We start from the raw sequence: 16,120 nt of genomic DNA, 5'->3' as shown, positions 1-16,120 counted from the left end.
AGCAGCCGCTCCGCACAGGACGGACGGTGGCCGTCGCCGCCGGAGCGGCAGGCCCTGGGGACGTGACGCCTTCGCGTGGAGGCCCCCGCAACGCCCTCAGGGCACGATGCGCCCGAGCACGGGCACGCGCCTGAGCCCCCACACCAGCAGGGCCGAGAGCGTGAACACCGCCGCGCCGGTGAGCACGGGGCCTATCCAGGGGCCGCCGGTGTTCCAGTCCAGGGTCAGGGCGCGGGGCCACAGGCCAGCGAGCGGTCCGGCCAGCTGCCCCGTCACCAGGGAGAGGGCCAGCACGTGGGCCAGGAAGATGCCGTAGGTGAGCGAGCTCACCTCCCGCACCACGTTGGCGGCCCGGCCCTCCAGCCTGGGGGACCAGTCCTTGAAGAAAAGGAAGATGGCCCCCGACATGAGCACCGCCAGGGGCTGCTGGTAGCTGAAGAAGGTGTTGGGGAGCATGGTGTTCACCCCTTTGGCCGCGAACTCTCCGAAGGCGCTCGGCAGGGCCCCGGCCGCGAAGGCCGCCGCCAGGGTCCAGCGTCCGCCGGGCACGCGGGGCGGGTGTTCGTTGAGCAGGTTGCCCAGAACGAAATAGCCGAAATAGTAGGGGATCACCGCTCCGGTGAGGAACCTGTTCAGCTCCATCTCCCAGATCAGGCGCGTGGCGAAGTTGAGCGCGGGCACGGCGAAGACGATGGCCGTGAAGGTCCAGGCCAGGGCCTCGCGGCCGCGTCCGAAGGCCTGGGCCATGAAGGGGGTCATCAGGTAGACGCCCAGGATCATGTAGAGAAACCACAGCGGCCCGCTCCACATGCCCGTGAAGAAACGCTTGAAGAACGAGATGACGTGGGGCGTGGTCCCGGTCTGGAGGCACACGAGCAGATAGTAGACCAGCGACCAGCCCAGCAGGGGCACGAGGATCTTCATGCAGCGCCTGCCGTAGAAGGCCTTGAGGTCGATGGGCTTGGGGTTGCCCAGCAGCAGCGCGCCGCTGATCATGAGCATCACGGGCACGCAGAACAGGCTGAGAGAGGAGTAGAGCACTCCGGCCCAGACGGCCGATGGGTCCGGCGAGGCGGTCAGGGGCGATGCGCAGTGCATCACCACCACTCCGGCGATGGCCAGGCAGCGCAGGAGGTCCAGGGCGGGTTGCCGCTTCGGGGCATGGGATGGGGCATTGGCGGACATGGCGGCCCCTTACTGCATGGGCCATCGAAAGGCAACAAACAGGCGGCGGCGCGTCCCGCTAGCGCCGGGCGACGAGCCGGTCCAGCAGGGGGGTCAGCAGGCGGCCCGCCAGGGAGTCGCGCCAGGTGGGGGCCAGGCCGCGCCGTCGGGCGTAGTCTTCCACGAAACGCCACTGCACGGGGCTGACGGGGCGCGCGGGCAGATTGCCCACCGCGCGGCGGATTTCCGACAGGCGCATGCCCCGGCCCAGGAGCAGGCAGTAGAGCACCGTGCCCGTGCGCCCCATGCCGAAGCGGCAGTGGATGTACACCCGCCCGCCGCCCCGCACCTGTGCGTTCAGCCAGTCCAGGGCCTGGTCCAGGGCCTGGGGGTCGGGCACGTCGTAGTCGTCGATGGGCAGGTAGTGCACCGTGAGCCCGTGCTCGCGCTCGATGTCGGGCAGGTCGCAGTATTCGGCGCAGAGGTTCAGCACGGCGTTCACGCCGTGCTCCTTGAGCAGCTCCAGGTGGAGTTCCTTGCAGGGCATGGCCCCCACGGCGAGGCACTGGTCCACGGGCTGCACCCGGAAGCCGTCGGCGCAGGAGCAGGCCGTGACGCCCTCCGGGGCGGGCGCGCCGGTCGCGGAGCCAAGGGGATCGCTGCCCTCGGGCGCACCGGATCGACCCCGCGCGGGACCGCCGCCCGCGCGGGACTCGGGCGCGTCCGGTCCGCTCGGGGCGGCCCCTTCGGGGACGCCGGACGACGGCCCGTCAGGCGTCGGACATCCCGGCGCTGGGGTTGACCTGCGGGTCAGGCGCTCCTCCCGGCCCGTCCGGGCCCATGGCCACCGTGCGTTTCCCGGCGGCGGTTTCGAGGGTCAGTGCCTTGAAGTCCGTGACCGAGTCGGCCTTGGTCCACAGGCCCACCATGCCCGTCACGGGTTCCTCGAAATGGTAGATGAGAAGCGGCCTTCCGTCCAGGAATCCCGTCACCTGCCCGGCGCGGACCTCCACGGCCAGCTCGCGCCATTCCCCGGCGCGCGCCGGGGCGCGCACGCTGGCCAACTCCGTGCGCCTGCCGTCCTGGAAGCGGAAGAACATCAGGTTGTCCTCCAGGGCGTTGATGCGCAGCACCAGGTAGGTCCCGGCCGAGCGCACTCCGAAGGCCAGGCCCCCGGCCTGGTCGATGGCCCCGGACACTGGGCGGGTGAGCACGCTCACGCGGCCGTCCGCCATGTCCGTGTCCTTGGCCGCGGCCAGGGGGAAGTGGAAGTAGGCCTCCACGCTGTCCAGGAAGCGCTGGTAGCGCATGCCCGCCAGCCTGCCCATGAAGGAGGCGAGCCCCCTGGAGAGCCCCGTGGCCCAGCGCGAGCCGTCCTGGCGGGCGATGGGCGCGCCGTCTTCGTCCCGGACGGACTCCCAGTCGCCCAGGGCCAGGTGGAAGGCGGGCAGGGGGTTCTCGCGGCGCTTGGCCAGGAGGTCGTAGTCTCCGGCCAGGAAGGCCTCGGCCATGGACTCGGCCTCTGCCGGGCTGGTGATGGCCATGTCCAGCAGGCGGCTCACGGCCAGGAGCCTGCCCAGATGGTCCAGGGCCTCGGCCGTTTCCCCGGGCAGCGCGCCTTGCAGGCGGGCGTCCAGCACGTCGCCGGAGATCTGCGCCGTGAAGCCCAGGCGCGCCAGCACCCGGCCCAGGAAGGCCACGCGCAGGCACTTGCCCGAGAACGTGCCCGCCCCGCCCGCGAAGCGGACCGCCACGTGGTTGCGCGCGGGCGTCTCGCCCTGGAAGGCGTCGATGTTGGCGAAGTGGTAGCCGAAACGCGCCGAGAGGTTCATGTAGTCCGCGCCCAGCAGGGCGTAGGAGTCGCCGCCCGGCGTGCCTCCGCCCACCTCGGCCGTGGCCGACGAGGCCATGAGTGTGAGGAAGCTCCTGGGATCGAAGGCCACCGTGCCCGACCAGGTGATGCCCGGGTGGGTGAAGCCCCGCCAGATGGCCCGCATGGGCGCGCTGCGGATGTCCTCGGGCCGGGCGTCCCCGCAGGTGGTGAGGCCGTCGCGCAGGCCCCCGCCCAGGTCCACGCAGTAGAGCGTCAGGGGAATCTGGGCCTTGAGGCGCACGGCGCGGCCCGCTTCGCCTGGGTCGCCGCCCAGGCCGAACATGGCGCGCAGGGCCGTCTCGTGTGCGAAGCGCACCACGTCGTGCAGGGTCTTGCAGCCCGTGGGCGCGAAGGTGTCCGCTTCCGGGTCCGTGAGGGTGAGCGGCGAGACGAGGTCCAGGCAGTCGCGCAGGCGGCGGTGCATGGGGCTTCCGGCCAGGCGGGAGCGCGGCCTGGCCGCCGCCGTCAGGAGGGCCTCGACGCGCCCGGCCAGCACCCGCGCGCCCGTGGCGTCCAGGGTGACCTCCATGCCCTCTTCGAGCTTCTCCAGACAGTCCCGGACCCCAAAGAGCGCGGGCACGCCCATCTCGCGGGCCACGCTGGCCAGGTGGCTGGCCGCGCCGCCCATGGCCGCGATCACGCCCCCCGCCCGGTCCAGGAGCGCCGCCAGTTCCGGCGCGGCGTTGGCGGCGACGAGGATCGCCCCGAGCGGGACCTCCGCCGGTACGGTCCCCTCCACGCGCAGCACCGGACCCGACGCCGCGCCGGGGCAGGCGCTCACGCCCCCGGAGAGAAGCGTCTCATGGCCTGGCGGCTCGCCGGGATCTGCCGGGGCCAAAGCCTCCAGGAGCTCGGGGACCTCCAGGGGGCGCGTCTGCACAACGAACACCTCGCCGGAACGGTCCACGCACCATTCAACGTCCTGGGGCGCGCCGAAGTGCTCCTCCAGGGACAGGCCCAGGCGGGCCAGCCGCCCGACGAGGCCCGGGGCCAGGAGCCCGTACCCGGAGGCCTCCAGGGACGGCAGGTCGATCAGAGTGGTCTCGGCGGCCGAGCGCCCGGACACCAGGGCGTCGCCCAGGCCATGCACGGCGTCCAGGCGCATGCGCGGGGCGTCGTGAGCGCCCGGGTCGAGGGTGTAGAGCACTCCGCTGAGGGCGGCCGGGACCATGGCCAGCACAAGCACGGCCATGGGGGCGTCGGCGTCGTCCAGGCCATGGCGCAGGCGGTAGAGCACGGCGCGCGGGATGTATTTGCCCGCGTAGACCTCCCGGAGCGCGGCGGCCGCGCCCTCGAAGGGCACGTCCAGCACCGACTCGTACTGACCGGCGAAGCTGGCGGCCCCGTCCTCGCCCACGGCCGAGGAGCGCACCGCCAGGAGCGGCCGGGCGCCGGAGCGCGCGGCCAGGGCCGCGAGGGACTCGTCCAGGGCGCGGGTCAGGTCGTCCGGCAGGGGGGCGGCCAGCACGGCGGCGCGGATGCGGTCGCAGCGGGCCTCCAGGTCCGGCAGGTCCAGGGGGGAGAGGTCTTCCAGTTCCCGCGCGGCCAGGGCGTCCAGGCCCGCGTGCTCCATGAAGCTCTGGAAGGCGGCGGCGGTCAGGGCGAAACCGTCCGGCGTGGGGACGCCCAGTTCCACGCGCGCCCGCGCCAGGTTGGAGGCCTTGCCGCCAGCCGCATGAGACGCCAGGGCCAGGGCGTCGCTCCCCAGGTCGTCCAGGGAGACGGCCAAGGGGCCTTCGGCCGTCCGTGCGGGGGGCTCCAGGGCCGCCAGGGCCAGGGCGAGCAGGCGTTCGTTCACCGCGTCCAGGCCCTCCGAGGCCTTTGGGGCCAGGCCGGAGAGGGCCTGGGCCATGGAGGCCGTGGCCCGGCCCAGCCCCGCAAGGGTGGAGCGCACCGCGCCCATGGTGAAGGGCTCGGAGCCGTACCAGGTCTGTTCCAGGGCGGCCAGGGCGTCCAGCACGGCGTCGTTGCACCCCAAAAGTTCGCGGAAGACCCTGTAGCGGCCCGCCAGTTCCGCCTCGGGATCGGCCAGGAGGCGGCAGGCATTTCCACGTCCGAGAAAGCTGAAGAGGCTCATGGAGATCCTCCGGGAAGCGCGCGGCGGCGGATGCGCCACGCGGCAAGGGTCGCGGCGGCCAGCACGGCCGCCCCGGCGGCGAACGCCCCGGCGCTGCCCGCCAGGGCGGCGGCCGCTCCGGCGGCCAGGGGGCCTGCCGAGTGTCCCACGTCCATCACCGAACCCAGCACGCCCATGGCCGCGCCCCGGTGCTCCCGGCGGGCCAGGTCCGCCACGTAGGCCGTGGAGGCCGAGGTGGCCACCGAGAGGGACAGGCCCAGGGCCACGGACAGGGCGGACAGGCCCCAGAGCCCCGGGGCGAGGGGCAAAGCCGCGCAGGACAGGGCCGTAAGGGCGGCCCCGGCGAGCATCTGGGCCGGGCGGCCCGCGCCGTCCCGGCTCAGGCGGTCGGAGAGGCGTCCGAAGAAGGGTTTGGTGAGGGCCACGGCCAGGATCTGGGCCGAGAACACCAGGCCCGTCATCCACGCCGGGAGTCCGCGCTCCAGGCAGAGCAGGGGCAGGAAGGCCTCGAACGCGCCGTAGGCGAAGAGGATGCCCGCTTCCAGCAGGCAGCCCGCGCGGATGCCCGGGCTGGCCAGCAGTTCGCGCAGGCCGTCCAGCGCCCGGGGGCGGCAGGCCGCCGCGCTGCGCTCCTCCAGGGGCGGCAGGCGAAACGTGAGGAGCATGGCCCCGATCCCGGCCAGGGCGCACAGGCCGTAGACCGCCGCGAACCCGCCCCCGAGGGCCAGCCCGCCCAGGGTGGGGGCCAGGAAACGCCCGGCCAGGGTGGCCGAGGAGAACGCGCCCAGCCTCTCGCCGCGCGTGACGGCGCAGGCGTCGGCCACGGCGGCCTGGGCCACGGGCATGAACACGCCCGTGGCCAGCCCGTGGTAGAAGCGCGCCAGGGCCAGCCCGGCCACGGAGTCCACCAGGAGGTAGGCCAGGGGCGCGGTGGCGAACACCACGGAGGAGCCAAGGAGCATGCGCCGCCTGCCGAAGGCGTCGGCGCACAGGCCGCCCGGGATGCCCGCGAGCACTCCGGCCAGGGGCGAGAGGGCGCTCACCAGGCCCACGCCCTCCGGCCCCGCGCCGAGGCTGGCCGCGAAGAGGGGCAGGGCCGGATTCTTGGCCATGGTGGTGGAGAGGATGGCCAGGAATCCGGCGGCGCACAGCAGCCGGAAGGGCGTCGCCGTCATCAGTCGGCCCTCATGAGCCCCTGGATCTCGCGGTGGTAGCCCTTGTAGCGGGCCATGGTCGCCTCGTTCTTGCCGTATTTGGGATAGGCTTCCAGGATGTCCTCGAAGCGCTCCTCGGCGTCAAGGGGGTCGCGCAGGGGAACGAGGTCTTCCGTGAGGATGTCCACCAGGCGGTCGGCGTAGATGATCACGCGCTCCTCCAGCCCGTGGAGCGTGTAGTCCTTCACGGGAAGGCCGAACTCGCGGGCCTCTTCCGGGGTGAGGCCGCCCCGGATGTGCTTCTCCATAACGGCCAGCACCTCGGGGGGCAGGCCCAGGCGCGCGCCAAGTTCCGCGCCCAGGCGGCCGTGTTCGATGGCGTGGGTGATCGTCTTGCCCAGGTCGTGGAAGAGCGCGCCGCGCGCGACCAGCACGCGGTCCAGGGCCGTGCCGCCGGAGGCGACCCGGGCGGCGATCTCCAGGGCCTTCTCGGCCACGGCCACGCTGTGGGCCAGGTCTTCTTCGTTCATGCCCTGGGCGCGCAGGAGCTCCACGTCGGCGGGGTCGATCTCAGGATGCATGGCTGTCCTCCTTGGGGACGGCTTTCAGGAACACGGGGATGGCCGCCAGCAGGGGCGCGGCCAGCAGGGGGAAGCTCGCGGTGAAACCCAGCGACCCCACCAGGAGCCCGGCCAGGATGGGTCCCGAGGCGTGGCCCACGTCGAAGATGGTGCCGAACGCGCCCATGGCCGAGCCGAAGTGGCGCGCGCGGCAGAGGTCCGCCACCAGGGCGGCCGACGAGGACGTGACCAGGGCCTCGCCCAGGCCGAACACCAGGCAGGCGGCGAGGAGACCCCAAAATCCCGACTGGAAGGGCACCGCCGCGAAGCTCACGGCGCACAGGACCAGCCCCGAGACGATGAGGGGCCTGCGACCGCGCGCGTCGGAGAAGCGGCCCATGAGGGGTTTGGAGAGCATGGTCACCACGATCTGCGAGCCCCAAAGCAGGCCGGCCTGGAACTCCGAGAGACCGGCCACCGTGATGGCGTAGACCGGCAGGAAGGCCTCCAGCGCGCCCATGGTCATGTTCTGTACGCCCTCCATGGCCGAGGCGGCCACGATGCGCCGGTCCGAGAGCACCTCGCGGATGCCCCCGCCGAAGCGCCGGAAGCGCTCGGCCAAGCCCAAGCCGGGCTCCACGTGGTCGCGCAGTCCCAGGGTGCGAAGACCCAGGAGCAGGGCCGCCAGGCCCGTGACGGCCGAGAGGGCGAACACCAGCCGGAACTGCCAGAGCACCGGCCCGCCCGCGTGCCCGGCGTCCAGGACAAGGCCGCCGATGGGCGCGCCCAGGAGCGTGCCGATGATGCCCACGGACGAGAACCACGAGAGCATCTCGCCCCGGCGCTGCCCGGCCACGTCGGCCACCACGGCCATGGCCACGGGGCCGTAGACCGCCGTGGCCAGCCCGTGCAGGAAGCGCACGATCAGCAGCGCGCGATAGGAGTCGATGAGGAAATAGGCCAGGGGCATGACGCCGAAGACCACCAGCCCGGCCAGCAGGGTGCGCCGCCGCCCGATAACGTCGGAGAGCGCCCCCGCTGGGAGCTTGAAGAAGATGCCCGTCACCGTGGAGATGCCCACGGCCAGGCCGATGGCTTCCGGCCCCGCGCCCAGGAACAGGGCGAAGAGCGGCAGCACGGGGTTGCGCGCCAGGGCGTAGGAGAAGCGGGCCAGGAAGCCCACGGCGCAGAGGTTCTTGAAGGCGTCCATGATGTGTGTCCTCCGGGCGGGAGGCGCGTGGCGCGCCTCCCCGCCGGGTCGGGCTAGTGCCGCGTCCTCGAAATCAGTCCAGACGGATGTTCAAGGCTGGCAGCCAAAGCCATTGTTGTTCAAGACCGCGCCGCTAATGTTTGGGGACCTGGCGGTCGAAGAACACGGACTTGCCGTAGAAGCCAACGGGGATGCCCATCACCACGCCCGCGTCGATGTAGCCCAGGGCGCGGGCCGCCGCGCCCACGCGCTGCTGCACGCGGTTGTCCAGGTTGAGCAGGCTGGCGGTCTTGGCCGCCGAGACCAGTGCAGCGCCGATGTCCATCATGCGCATGACGCAGTGGGGGCCGTCGTAGCCCATGGGCGTGTCGGTGAGCGCGCGTGAGGCCTCGAAGGCCTTGCAGGTGGGGTGGCCGCAGGCCCCGCAATCGTAGCCCGCGCCCAGGGACTTGCCCAGGCCCACCAGCACCAGGGCGTGGCACTGGGCGATGTTGGCGGCGTCGCGCAGCCAGTAGGCCTCGTTGCTGCTCTTGGGCGCGTGTTCGCGCATGGCCTGGGCGATGCGCTGGAGGTCCTCCTCGCGGCTGATGACGGCGATCTCCAGGAAATCCTTGCCCCCGGCCTTGGGGGCGGTGCGGGCCGAGGCGGCCATGAGCTGGGCCACCTGGATGGCGGTGTCTTTCATGTTCATTCTCCTTTGGGGGTTTCGGTGGCGGCGAGCAGGGCGTCGAAGAGGTCGGAGGCGCGGCGCATGCGCTCGAAATCGTCGCCGGGGAGGCGGCAGAGGCCGTCGAGCACGCGTTTGACGCCCAGGGCCTCGGGAGGGCCGGCCTCCAGGTCCAGGTCGATGGCCCGGATGATCTCGCGCAGGAGCGCGGGCACCCGCGCCTCCAGGGAGAAGGCGGCGCAGAGGGTCTCGAAGGTGGTCAGGGGTCCGGTGTGGGTGAACTCGGCCTGGTCCATGTCGAAGCGCGCGGTCCCGGGGCTGGGTGGACAGGGCTGGTCCTCGGGGGCGAAGCGCAGGCGCGCCCCGGGGTCCACGAAGCGGCGCACCAGCCAGAAGGAGGCCAGGCGGTCCACGTAGGGATTCTCCCGTGTGACCCACTCCAGGCCCCGGAAATCGGCGGGATCGCGCAGGGGGACGCCGTGGGCCGGGGCCGGAGCCCCGGGGGCGGCCAGGGCGGCCAGTTCGTTCAGGAGCGTCCGCACGCGCGGGCCGCGCGGGCCGGGGAAGTAGTCGACGGCCGCCAGGGCCTCGGCGCGCCGGGCGATCTTGCGCAGCGCCTGGGCCTGGGCCTGGGGCGTGAGAGCGTCGGGGGCCTCGCCGCCAGCCCCGCGCAGGCGGTCCATGAGGGGGAGCACCTCCTCCTCGATCGCCAGCCAGTCGGCGTCGCGGGCCTTGGTGAAAAGCTCTTCCAGGTCCGGGGACTCCAGGTTGGCGGGAGCGCCCGATTCCAGGAGCAGGGCCTCGCCCCCCAGGTCTTCGACCTCTTTGGCCAGCCAGACGAGTTGTTCGCGCAACCCGTCCCGCCGGGGCAGCACGTAGAGCGCCCCCCGCGCGATGACGGCCCCCAGGCCGCCCAGCCTGCGCCAGACGCGCATGCGGCCGGCCTGGTTCTTGGCGGGCAGCGTGAAGGAGAAGTACAGCCAACTTATGTTGTTCATGCGACATACAATGTCACATGTATAACGAAAGTCAAGGGGCGGGCAGTGCCTCAGGCGCTCTGAAGGGACACCGACGACGGCAATATATTGTTCGGGCTGGAGAAAAAAGCCGCCGCCCGGAGGGCGGCGGGTATGCGCTGCGGACACTGCGGAGGTGTTTTCGTCCGCCCCGGCGAGAGACGGTCAGGTGAGGACGGTGGTCCCGACCCCAGGGCAGGGAGCGGGCCGCCAGCGTTGGAACGATCCGTTAGAACTTGTAGCGCAGGCCCAGGGAGGCCTTCCAGACGTCGCCGCCCTTGGCCTGGTTCACGAGCCTGGGGCCCCAGACCGAGGAATCGAACGCGCCGTGCGCCCAGCCGGTCTCCAGGATGAGCGCCAGGTTCTTGTAGACGTTGTAGCGGCTGTCCAGGTTCACGGCCACCACGGACTCGGTTTCGGCCAGCTCGCGGCCCATCTGGAAGTAGTTGCCGTAGCCCCACAGAGCCACGCCCGCGCGCAGCGCCCGGCCGGAATTGAGGCCCTTGGCGAAGCTCACCGAAAGGCGGCTGGAGAGGTCCTGGATGAAGGAAACGTCGTCCAGGGTGGCCACCAGGCCCCAGGAGCCCAGGTAATCCACGCCCAGGAAGCCCCGGCTGAACTCCTGGGTGCAGTCGAAAAGCAGGGAGTTGCCCGGTCCCCAGGCGCTGGTGATCACGGGCATGCGCTCGGAGCCGTCGCGGGTGGAGCCGTTCTCGCCGGAACCGATCCAGAAGGCAAGGCGGGGGGTGAGGGCGTCGAAGCCCGCGTACTCCACGGCGGCGTCCACGAAGTAGCCCCGGCGTCGGTTCTTGCCCCGGTCGGCCGCGCCGCCTTCGCCCCAGACCGCGTCGGCGTAGAACTTGACCGGGTCCAGGGCCGTGAGGGCGAAGGCCGCGCCCGCCCAGAAGTAGGGGGTCTGGGCCTCGCGCTGCCCAGCGGGGGGCAGGGCCTGCCCGGCCGAGAAGAGGTTGCTGGCCAGGGTCTGGTTGGCCCCGGCCCCGCCGGTGCCCACGGCGGCGTAGCCCGCGTTCTTCCCGGCCAGGGCCAGCATGCCCCAGGGCGTGGCCGTGAAGCCCGGCAGGGTGGCGGGCAGGGCGAGCATCCAGGCGTCGAGCTCGTCGGGGACCTGGGTGGTGGTGGGGTCCATGTCGCGGTTGGAGTCGAGGAAGCGCAGATAGGCGGCGGTCACGCCCAGGCGTCCGTCCAGCAGGGGCACGGTCACGGCGGCCATGGGGGCGCGGATGCCGCCCAGCACGGGGTTGGCCGAAAAGAGGTCGCCCGAGACGGGCAGGTTCACGTCCTGCTGGCCGATGGAGAACTCCACGTCGGAGCCCGGCCAGTAGAACTGGAGGTAGGCCTGGTAGACGTCGATGGACACGGCGGGATTGTCCACGGTGTAGGTGCCGTTGCCCCAGGCGGTGTTGTTCACGCGGATGCCCAGGCGGAACTTGAGGGCCTCGTTGGCGATGAAGTCCGTGCGCAGCCGGAAGCGCTGCCACACGGTGAAGGGGTCGGTGGTGCGGGTTGCGGCCCCGTTCCAGCCGGTGAAATAGGTCTTGGACCAGTAGGTCCCGTGGATGCGCGCGTCGCCGGTCATGACCACCTCGGCGGCTGCACGGGCGTTCACGGCGAACAAGGCGACGAGGAGGGCGAGCGCGAGGCGCGCGGCGAGGCGATGCATGATCCGGGGACCCCCTTTGGCGTGTTGGAGGCCCCCGGTGTACGTTCGTTAGCCTTGCGAATCAATGCCCTGCCTCCGCCCCAGGATGTCCAGGGACGGGGGGGACTCGATGAAGCCGTGTTCGGCCAGGCACTGGAAGAAGCGTGAGAGGCCCTGCTGTTCCAGCTCGCCCAGGTCGTAGACCAGGCGGCCGAAGTAGCGGCGGATCTCGGCGCGGGTGAGTTTCGGGTAGATGAGGCTGGCCAGGGAGGCCATCTCCTCGATGGCCGCCACGCCCGCGCGCTTGGACTCCACCAGGAGCCGCGCGGCGGCGGCCAGTTCCTCCGGGCGCTCGGCCACGGCCTCGCGGCGGGCCACCCAGACGCCGAAGACGAAGGGCAGGCCCGTCCAGTCGCGCCAGACTTCGCCCAGGTCCAGCTGGTAGGGGAAGCGCGGGTCGCCGCGCAGGGCCAGGGCCTCGTCCCCGATGGCCAGGGCGGCGGGATCGTCCGCGCCCAGGGCCATGGCCTGGCGCACGGGCCCCCGGCAGTCGCGGTAGGCCGGGCGCACGCCGTACACGCGCTCCAGCACGATGCGCAAAAGCGCCGCCGACGTGTGGGACTCGGCCGTGACCAGCACCGACTCCCCGGCCAGGCGCGCCAGGGGCACGCGGCTCACCAGGAGCACGCTCTTCACCGGGCCGAAGCTGCCGATGGCCAGGTCCGGCAGGAGGACGTAGCGTTCGGGGTTGCGCGCGTACTCGATGGAGGAGCAGGCCGAGAGGTCCAGCTCCCCGGCGCGGATGAGGCCGTTGAGCTTCGCGGGCGGGCCGCTGACCACCTCGAAGCCGTGGGACACCCATCCTGCCTCCAGCGGGTGGTAGATGGGCAGCACGTTCAGGTAGCTGATGCGCCCCAGGCGCACGGGTCGGCTGCCGGGCGCGCTGCCCGGGGCGCTCGCGGCGGCGCTCACAAGGGCTCCAGGAGGGTGTAGTCCATGGCGCGCCGCCTGGGGGCGAAGCCCGCGCCCTCCACGGCCCGGCGCAGGCCCGGCTCGTCCATGCGGAAGCGCACCCCGGCGGCGGCCACCACGTTCTCCTCGATCATGGTGGAGCCGAAGTCGTTGGCCCCGTAATACAGGGAAGCCTGGGCGATCTCGCGGCCCATGGTCACCCAGGAGGCCTGGACGTTGGCGAAGTTGTCCAGGGTCAGGCGCGAGACGGCCAGCACGCGCAGGTATTCCTGGGGCGAGCACTTGCGACCGCCCAGGGCCGTGTTGTCGGGCTGGAAGCCCCAGGGGATGAAGGCCGTGAAGCCCCGGGTCTCGTCCTGGAGGTCGCGCAGGGCCGTGAGGTGCCCGATGCGCTCCTCCCAGGTCTCCACGTGGCCGAACATCATGGTGGCCGTGGTGCGCAGCCCCTGGAGGTGGGCCTGGCGCATCACGTCCAGCCACTCGGCGCTGGAGCACTTGGCCGGGGCCACCAGCGCGCGCACGCGGTCCGAGAGGATTTCGGCCCCGCCGCCGGGGATGGAGGCCAGCCCCGCCGCGCGCAGCCGCCGCACGGTCTCGGCCGGGGCAACGCCCGCGAGCTTCGAGAAGTAGACGATCTCCGGGGGGGAGAAACCGTGCACGTGGATCAGGGGATGGCGCTCGCGCACGTAGGCGAGCAGGCCCTCGTAGTATTCCAGGCCCATCTCCGGGTTGTGCCCGCCCTGCAGGAGGATCTGGCGTCCGCCCAGGGCCAGGGTTTCCTCGATCTTGGCCGAGAGTTCGTCGCGGGTGAGGGCGTAGCCCCCGGCCTGGTTCGGGGCCTTGAAGAAGGCGCAAAAGCGGCAGCCGCACTCGCAGATGTTGGTGGAATTGACGTTGCGGTCCACCACGTAGGTCACGAAGCGCCCCGGGTGCAGGCGCTGGCGCATGCGCCAGGCCAGGGAGCCCAGGTCGGAGAGGTCGGCGTGCAGGGCCAGGGCCAGGGCCTGGGAGGCGTTCAGGCGCTCGCCCGAGGCGGCGGCGCGCAGGGCCTGGGGGGTGAGGGAGCGGATGGCCTGCGCATCAGGCATGGGGAGCCTCCTTCCCGGCGCTCGCGGGCGCGTTGCCATCGTGCGCGGCGCGGAAGAGGCCGTCGCGGCGCACGGGGGTGAAGCCGGAGGCCCGGATGGCCTCCTCCAGTTGGGCGGTGGTCAGGGCCTGGGAGGATTCGCTGCCCGCCTCGTGGCCGATCTTTTCCTCCACCACGGTGCCGTCGAGGTCGTCCGCGCCCCAGGAGAGGCACAGCTGGGCCAGCTTGAGCCCGAGCATCACCCAGTAGGCCTTGATGTGCGGGAAGTTGTCGAGCATCAGCCGCGAGACGGCCACGGTGCGCAGCACGTCCATGGCCTGGGGGCCCTGGGCCTCCGCGCCCAGCGGGTTGTTGCCGGGCAGGTAGGGCAGGGGGATGAAGCAGACGAAGCCGCCGGTGGCGTCCTGCTGGCGGCGCAGGGCGTCCAGGTGTTCCAGGCGTTCGCGGGGCGTCTCCACGTGGCCGAAGAGCATGGTGGCGTTGGAGCGAAGCCCGGCCTCGTGGGCCTGGGCCATCACCTGGAGCCATCCCTCGCCCGAGAGCTTCTCGGGGCAGAGCGTGCGCCGGGCCGCGTCCGCGAAGATCTCGGCCCCGCCGCCCGGGAGCATGTCCACGCCCGCCTCGCGCAGGGCCGCGAGCACCACCGGCACGTCCAGGCCCGAGAGCCTGGCCAGGTGCTCCACCTCCACGGCGGTGAGGGCCTTGATGGAGGCCCGGGGGTAGGCGGCGCGCACCCTGCGGGCCAGGTCGAGATAGTAGTCGAGCCCCAGGCTCGGGTGGCAGCCGCCCACGATGTGCACCTCGTCCAGGGGGCCCGCGTCGGCCAGCTTGGCCATGGCCTCGTCCGGGGTGAGCACGTAGGCCCCCTTCTGGCCCTCGTCGCGGCGGTAGGCGCAGAAGCGGCAGCGGTTCACGCAGATGTTGGTGGGGTTCACGTGGCGGTTCACCACGTAGTGCGCCCTGTCCCCGTGACGGCGCTCGCGCGCGGCCCAGGCCAGGGCCTGGAGCGCGTGGGGGTCCGGGCACTCCAGGAGGGCCAGGCCCTCGTCCAGGGAGAGGCGTTCGCCCGCCAGGACCTTGTCTCGCGCGCTTGCGAGGCCCAGATCAGCGAAGGGGATCGATTCCAAGGGGTGTTCCTTCTGGGGGGGAGGGGTTGGGGGCGTTGGCCCGGAGCATGCCCGCCAGCAGGGCTGCCAGCTTGCGGGCCGTGCGGCGTGCGGCTTCGGGGTCTTCCAGGGAGAGCGCGAGCCCCGCGGCCATCCAGGGCTCGGCCTGGGCCAGCACGAAGCGGTCCAGCACGGCGTCGAGCACGAAGACGGCCAGGTCGGGGTCCAGGTCCGGCGGCAGCTCGCCCCGGTCGCGGGCCTGGAGCACCACGGGGGTCAGGAAGCGGGTAGAGAGGGCGCGCACCTTGCTGAGGAAGCGCTCCCGGAGTGGGAAATCTTCGTGGTTGAGCATCTTGAGGTAGATGCGGTAGATGTCCGGATGTTGGCGGACAAGGCGCGTGCCTTCGTCCAGGATGCGCTCCAGGCGCGGGGCCAGGGGCAGTCCGGCGGTTTCGTCGCGGGCCTGGCGCAGGCCCTCGGAGAAGCGGTCCACGGCCTGGTCGAAGACCTTGGCGAAGAGCCCTTCCTTGCTGCCGAAATACTTGAAGAGCGACCCCTTGGCGATGCCCAGGCGCGCTGCCAGACGGTTCATGCTGGCCCCCAGGAAGCCGCGTTCGGCGAACTCGGCCCTGGCTTCGGTGAGGACCCGGAGCTGTTTGTCCGTGGGGATGTTCTGAAACGTGGAGGTGGTTTCCATGGTGCGATCCGAACCCGGTGACCGGGTGGTCACCGATACGCCCGGCGGGGCTGTCCGTCAAGGCGGGCTGAGCCTCGGCATTTCGCCCTGCCCCAACGACACGTTCATTTTCCACGCCCTGGCCCATGGAGTCACGGAAGGCCCCACGTTCGAGCCCCCGCTCCTGGCCGACGTGGAGGAGTTGAACGCCCGCGCCTCCCGGGGCGAGCTGGACGTGGTGAAGATTTCGCTGGCCGCCGTGGCCGAGGCCGCTGCGCACTACCGCCTGCTCTCCTGCGGCGGGGCGCTGGGGCGCGGCGTGGGGCCGCTTTTGCTCACGCACCGGGCGCGCAACCCCAGGCGGCGCTTCAAGACCCTGGCCGTGCCCGGGCGGCGTACCACGGCGGCCCTGCTGGCGCGGCTGATGGGCGTGGAGGGAAGCGTGGTGGAGCTGCGCTACGACGAGATCATGCCCGCCCTGGCCGCCTGCGAGGTGGACGCGGGCGTGGTGATCCACGAGGGGCGCTTCACCTATCCCGGCTTCGGCCTGCGCCTCGTGGAGGACCTGGGCGCCTGGTGGGAGGGCCGCTTCAGCCTGCCCCTGCCCCTGGGAGTGATCGCCGTGCGGCGCGACCTGGGGCCGGAGGTGGCCCAGGCCGTCGCCGGGGCCATCCGCGCGAGCCTGCGCCACGCGCGCGCGCACCCCGACGACAGCAGGGAATGGATCGCGGCCAACGCCCAGGAGCTTTCGCCCGAAGTGACGGCCCGGCACATCGAGACGTTCGTCACCGACTTCAGCATGGATGTGGGCGAGGAGGGCCGCCGGGCCATCGAACTGCTGGCCGGGCGGGCCTTCGAGGCCGCCGGGACCGCCCCGGAGGGCGGGCTGTTCTGGTAG

At 72.1% G+C, this 16,120-nt stretch carries 14 protein-coding genes; 1 reads left to right on the top strand and 13 read right to left on the bottom strand.

The genetic code is table 11. From position 1 onward, the window contains the following. Positions 1-96: 96 nt before the first annotated feature. The 13 genes from NNJEOMEG_RS18915 to NNJEOMEG_RS18855 all read right to left on the bottom strand — a co-directional run bounded on the left by NNJEOMEG_RS18915 (position 97) and on the right by NNJEOMEG_RS18855 (position 15,243). Positions 97-1,185 (bottom strand): acyltransferase, encoded by a 1,089-nt coding sequence (locus tag NNJEOMEG_RS18915; RefSeq protein WP_173087036.1) that lies wholly within the window; start codon positions 1,183-1,185, stop codon positions 97-99. A gap of 58 nt (positions 1,186-1,243) precedes the next feature. Beyond that, positions 1,244-1,738 carry a protein-tyrosine phosphatase family protein gene (locus NNJEOMEG_RS18910; protein ID WP_173087035.1) on the bottom strand — a complete coding sequence of 165 codons (495 nt, stop codon included), beginning with the start codon at positions 1,736-1,738 and terminating at the stop codon, positions 1,244-1,246. Between the two features lie 196 nt (positions 1,739-1,934). Continuing rightward, a complete protein-coding gene (locus tag NNJEOMEG_RS18905; protein ID WP_173087034.1) occupies positions 1,935-5,114 on the bottom strand; it encodes a PEP/pyruvate-binding domain-containing protein in 3,180 nt (1,059 codons plus the stop codon). Further along, entirely contained in the window at positions 5,111-6,289 is a 1,179-nt protein-coding gene (locus NNJEOMEG_RS18900; RefSeq protein ID WP_173087033.1) for an MFS transporter, read from the bottom strand. Before NNJEOMEG_RS18900 ends, NNJEOMEG_RS18905 begins: the two co-directional genes overlap by 4 nt. Next, positions 6,289-6,849: an HDIG domain-containing metalloprotein gene (locus NNJEOMEG_RS18895; protein ID WP_173087032.1), complete on the bottom strand. Its 561-nt coding sequence runs from the start codon at positions 6,847-6,849 to the stop codon at positions 6,289-6,291. Before NNJEOMEG_RS18895 ends, NNJEOMEG_RS18900 begins: the two co-directional genes overlap by 1 nt. Beyond that, the gene (locus NNJEOMEG_RS18890) at positions 6,839-8,038 is read right to left on the bottom strand and encodes an MFS transporter (RefSeq protein ID WP_173087031.1); all 1,200 of its coding nucleotides are present in this window, start codon (positions 8,036-8,038) and stop codon (positions 6,839-6,841) included. The genes NNJEOMEG_RS18895 and NNJEOMEG_RS18890 overlap by 11 nt, the downstream gene beginning before the upstream one ends. 133 nt (positions 8,039-8,171) lie before the next feature. Continuing rightward, a complete protein-coding gene (locus NNJEOMEG_RS18885) occupies positions 8,172-8,723 on the bottom strand; it encodes a ferredoxin domain-containing protein (protein ID WP_173087030.1) in 552 nt (183 codons plus the stop codon). Positions 8,724-8,725: 2 nt separating this feature from the next. Then, complete coding sequence (locus tag NNJEOMEG_RS18880; RefSeq protein ID WP_173087029.1) at positions 8,726-9,703, bottom strand: chromate resistance protein ChrB domain-containing protein; 978 nt, start codon at positions 9,701-9,703, stop codon at positions 8,726-8,728. Between the two features lie 247 nt (positions 9,704-9,950). Then, the gene (locus tag NNJEOMEG_RS18875; RefSeq protein WP_173087028.1) at positions 9,951-11,402 is read right to left on the bottom strand and encodes an outer membrane homotrimeric porin; all 1,452 of its coding nucleotides are present in this window, start codon (positions 11,400-11,402) and stop codon (positions 9,951-9,953) included. Between the two features lie 48 nt (positions 11,403-11,450). Then, positions 11,451-12,353 (bottom strand): menaquinone biosynthetic enzyme MqnA/MqnD family protein, encoded by a 903-nt coding sequence (locus tag NNJEOMEG_RS18870; RefSeq protein WP_173087027.1) that lies wholly within the window; start codon positions 12,351-12,353, stop codon positions 11,451-11,453. Further along, complete coding sequence (gene mqnC, locus NNJEOMEG_RS18865; RefSeq protein WP_235957036.1) at positions 12,350-13,441, bottom strand: cyclic dehypoxanthinyl futalosine synthase; 1,092 nt, start codon at positions 13,439-13,441, stop codon at positions 12,350-12,352. The genes NNJEOMEG_RS18870 and mqnC overlap by 4 nt, the downstream gene beginning before the upstream one ends. Continuing rightward, positions 13,434-14,567 (bottom strand): aminofutalosine synthase MqnE, encoded by a 1,134-nt coding sequence (gene mqnE / locus NNJEOMEG_RS18860; protein ID WP_173087025.1) that lies wholly within the window; start codon positions 14,565-14,567, stop codon positions 13,434-13,436. The genes mqnC and mqnE overlap by 8 nt, the downstream gene beginning before the upstream one ends. Further along, positions 14,545-15,243 (bottom strand): TetR/AcrR family transcriptional regulator, encoded by a 699-nt coding sequence (locus NNJEOMEG_RS18855; protein ID WP_173087024.1) that lies wholly within the window; start codon positions 15,241-15,243, stop codon positions 14,545-14,547. The genes mqnE and NNJEOMEG_RS18855 overlap by 23 nt, the downstream gene beginning before the upstream one ends. Here NNJEOMEG_RS18855 and NNJEOMEG_RS18850 point away from each other — a divergent pair. Continuing rightward, positions 15,242-16,120 carry a 1,4-dihydroxy-6-naphtoate synthase gene (locus tag NNJEOMEG_RS18850; RefSeq protein WP_173087023.1) on the top strand — a complete coding sequence of 293 codons (879 nt, stop codon included), beginning with the start codon at positions 15,242-15,244 and terminating at the stop codon, positions 16,118-16,120. The genes NNJEOMEG_RS18855 and NNJEOMEG_RS18850 overlap by 2 nt on opposite strands.

This window comes from Fundidesulfovibrio magnetotacticus, from assembly GCF_013019105.1.
Classification (GTDB): domain Bacteria; phylum Desulfobacterota; class Desulfovibrionia; order Desulfovibrionales; family Desulfovibrionaceae; genus Fundidesulfovibrio; species Fundidesulfovibrio magnetotacticus.
Note: the sequence above shows the minus strand (reverse complement) of the source record. Positions and strands in the feature narration are given on the sequence as shown.

Bases quoted from the DNA above. Each gene is read 5' to 3' on its own strand.
- NNJEOMEG_RS18915 (WP_173087036.1), bottom strand. From the start codon at position 1,185: ATGTCCGCCAATGCCCCATCCCATGCCCCGAAGCGGCAACCCGCCCTG.
- NNJEOMEG_RS18905 (WP_173087034.1), bottom strand. From the start codon at position 5,114: ATGAGCCTCTTCAGCTTTCTCGGACGTGGAAATGCCTGCCGCCTCCTG.
- NNJEOMEG_RS18900 (WP_173087033.1), bottom strand. From the start codon at position 6,289: ATGACGGCGACGCCCTTCCGGCTGCTGTGCGCCGCCGGATTCCTGGCC.
- NNJEOMEG_RS18895 (WP_173087032.1), bottom strand. From the start codon at position 6,849: ATGCATCCTGAGATCGACCCCGCCGACGTGGAGCTCCTGCGCGCCCAG.
- NNJEOMEG_RS18890 (WP_173087031.1), bottom strand. From the start codon at position 8,038: ATGGACGCCTTCAAGAACCTCTGCGCCGTGGGCTTCCTGGCCCGCTTC.
- NNJEOMEG_RS18885 (WP_173087030.1), bottom strand. From the start codon at position 8,723: ATGAAAGACACCGCCATCCAGGTGGCCCAGCTCATGGCCGCCTCGGCC.
- NNJEOMEG_RS18880 (WP_173087029.1), bottom strand. From the start codon at position 9,703: ATGAACAACATAAGTTGGCTGTACTTCTCCTTCACGCTGCCCGCCAAG.
- NNJEOMEG_RS18875 (WP_173087028.1), bottom strand. From the start codon at position 11,402: ATGCATCGCCTCGCCGCGCGCCTCGCGCTCGCCCTCCTCGTCGCCTTG.
- mqnC (WP_235957036.1), bottom strand. From the start codon at position 13,441: ATGCCTGATGCGCAGGCCATCCGCTCCCTCACCCCCCAGGCCCTGCGC.
- NNJEOMEG_RS18850 (WP_173087023.1), top strand. From the start codon at position 15,242: ATGGTGCGATCCGAACCCGGTGACCGGGTGGTCACCGATACGCCCGGC.
- NNJEOMEG_RS18855 (WP_173087024.1), bottom strand. From the start codon at position 15,243: ATGGAAACCACCTCCACGTTTCAGAACATCCCCACGGACAAACAGCTC.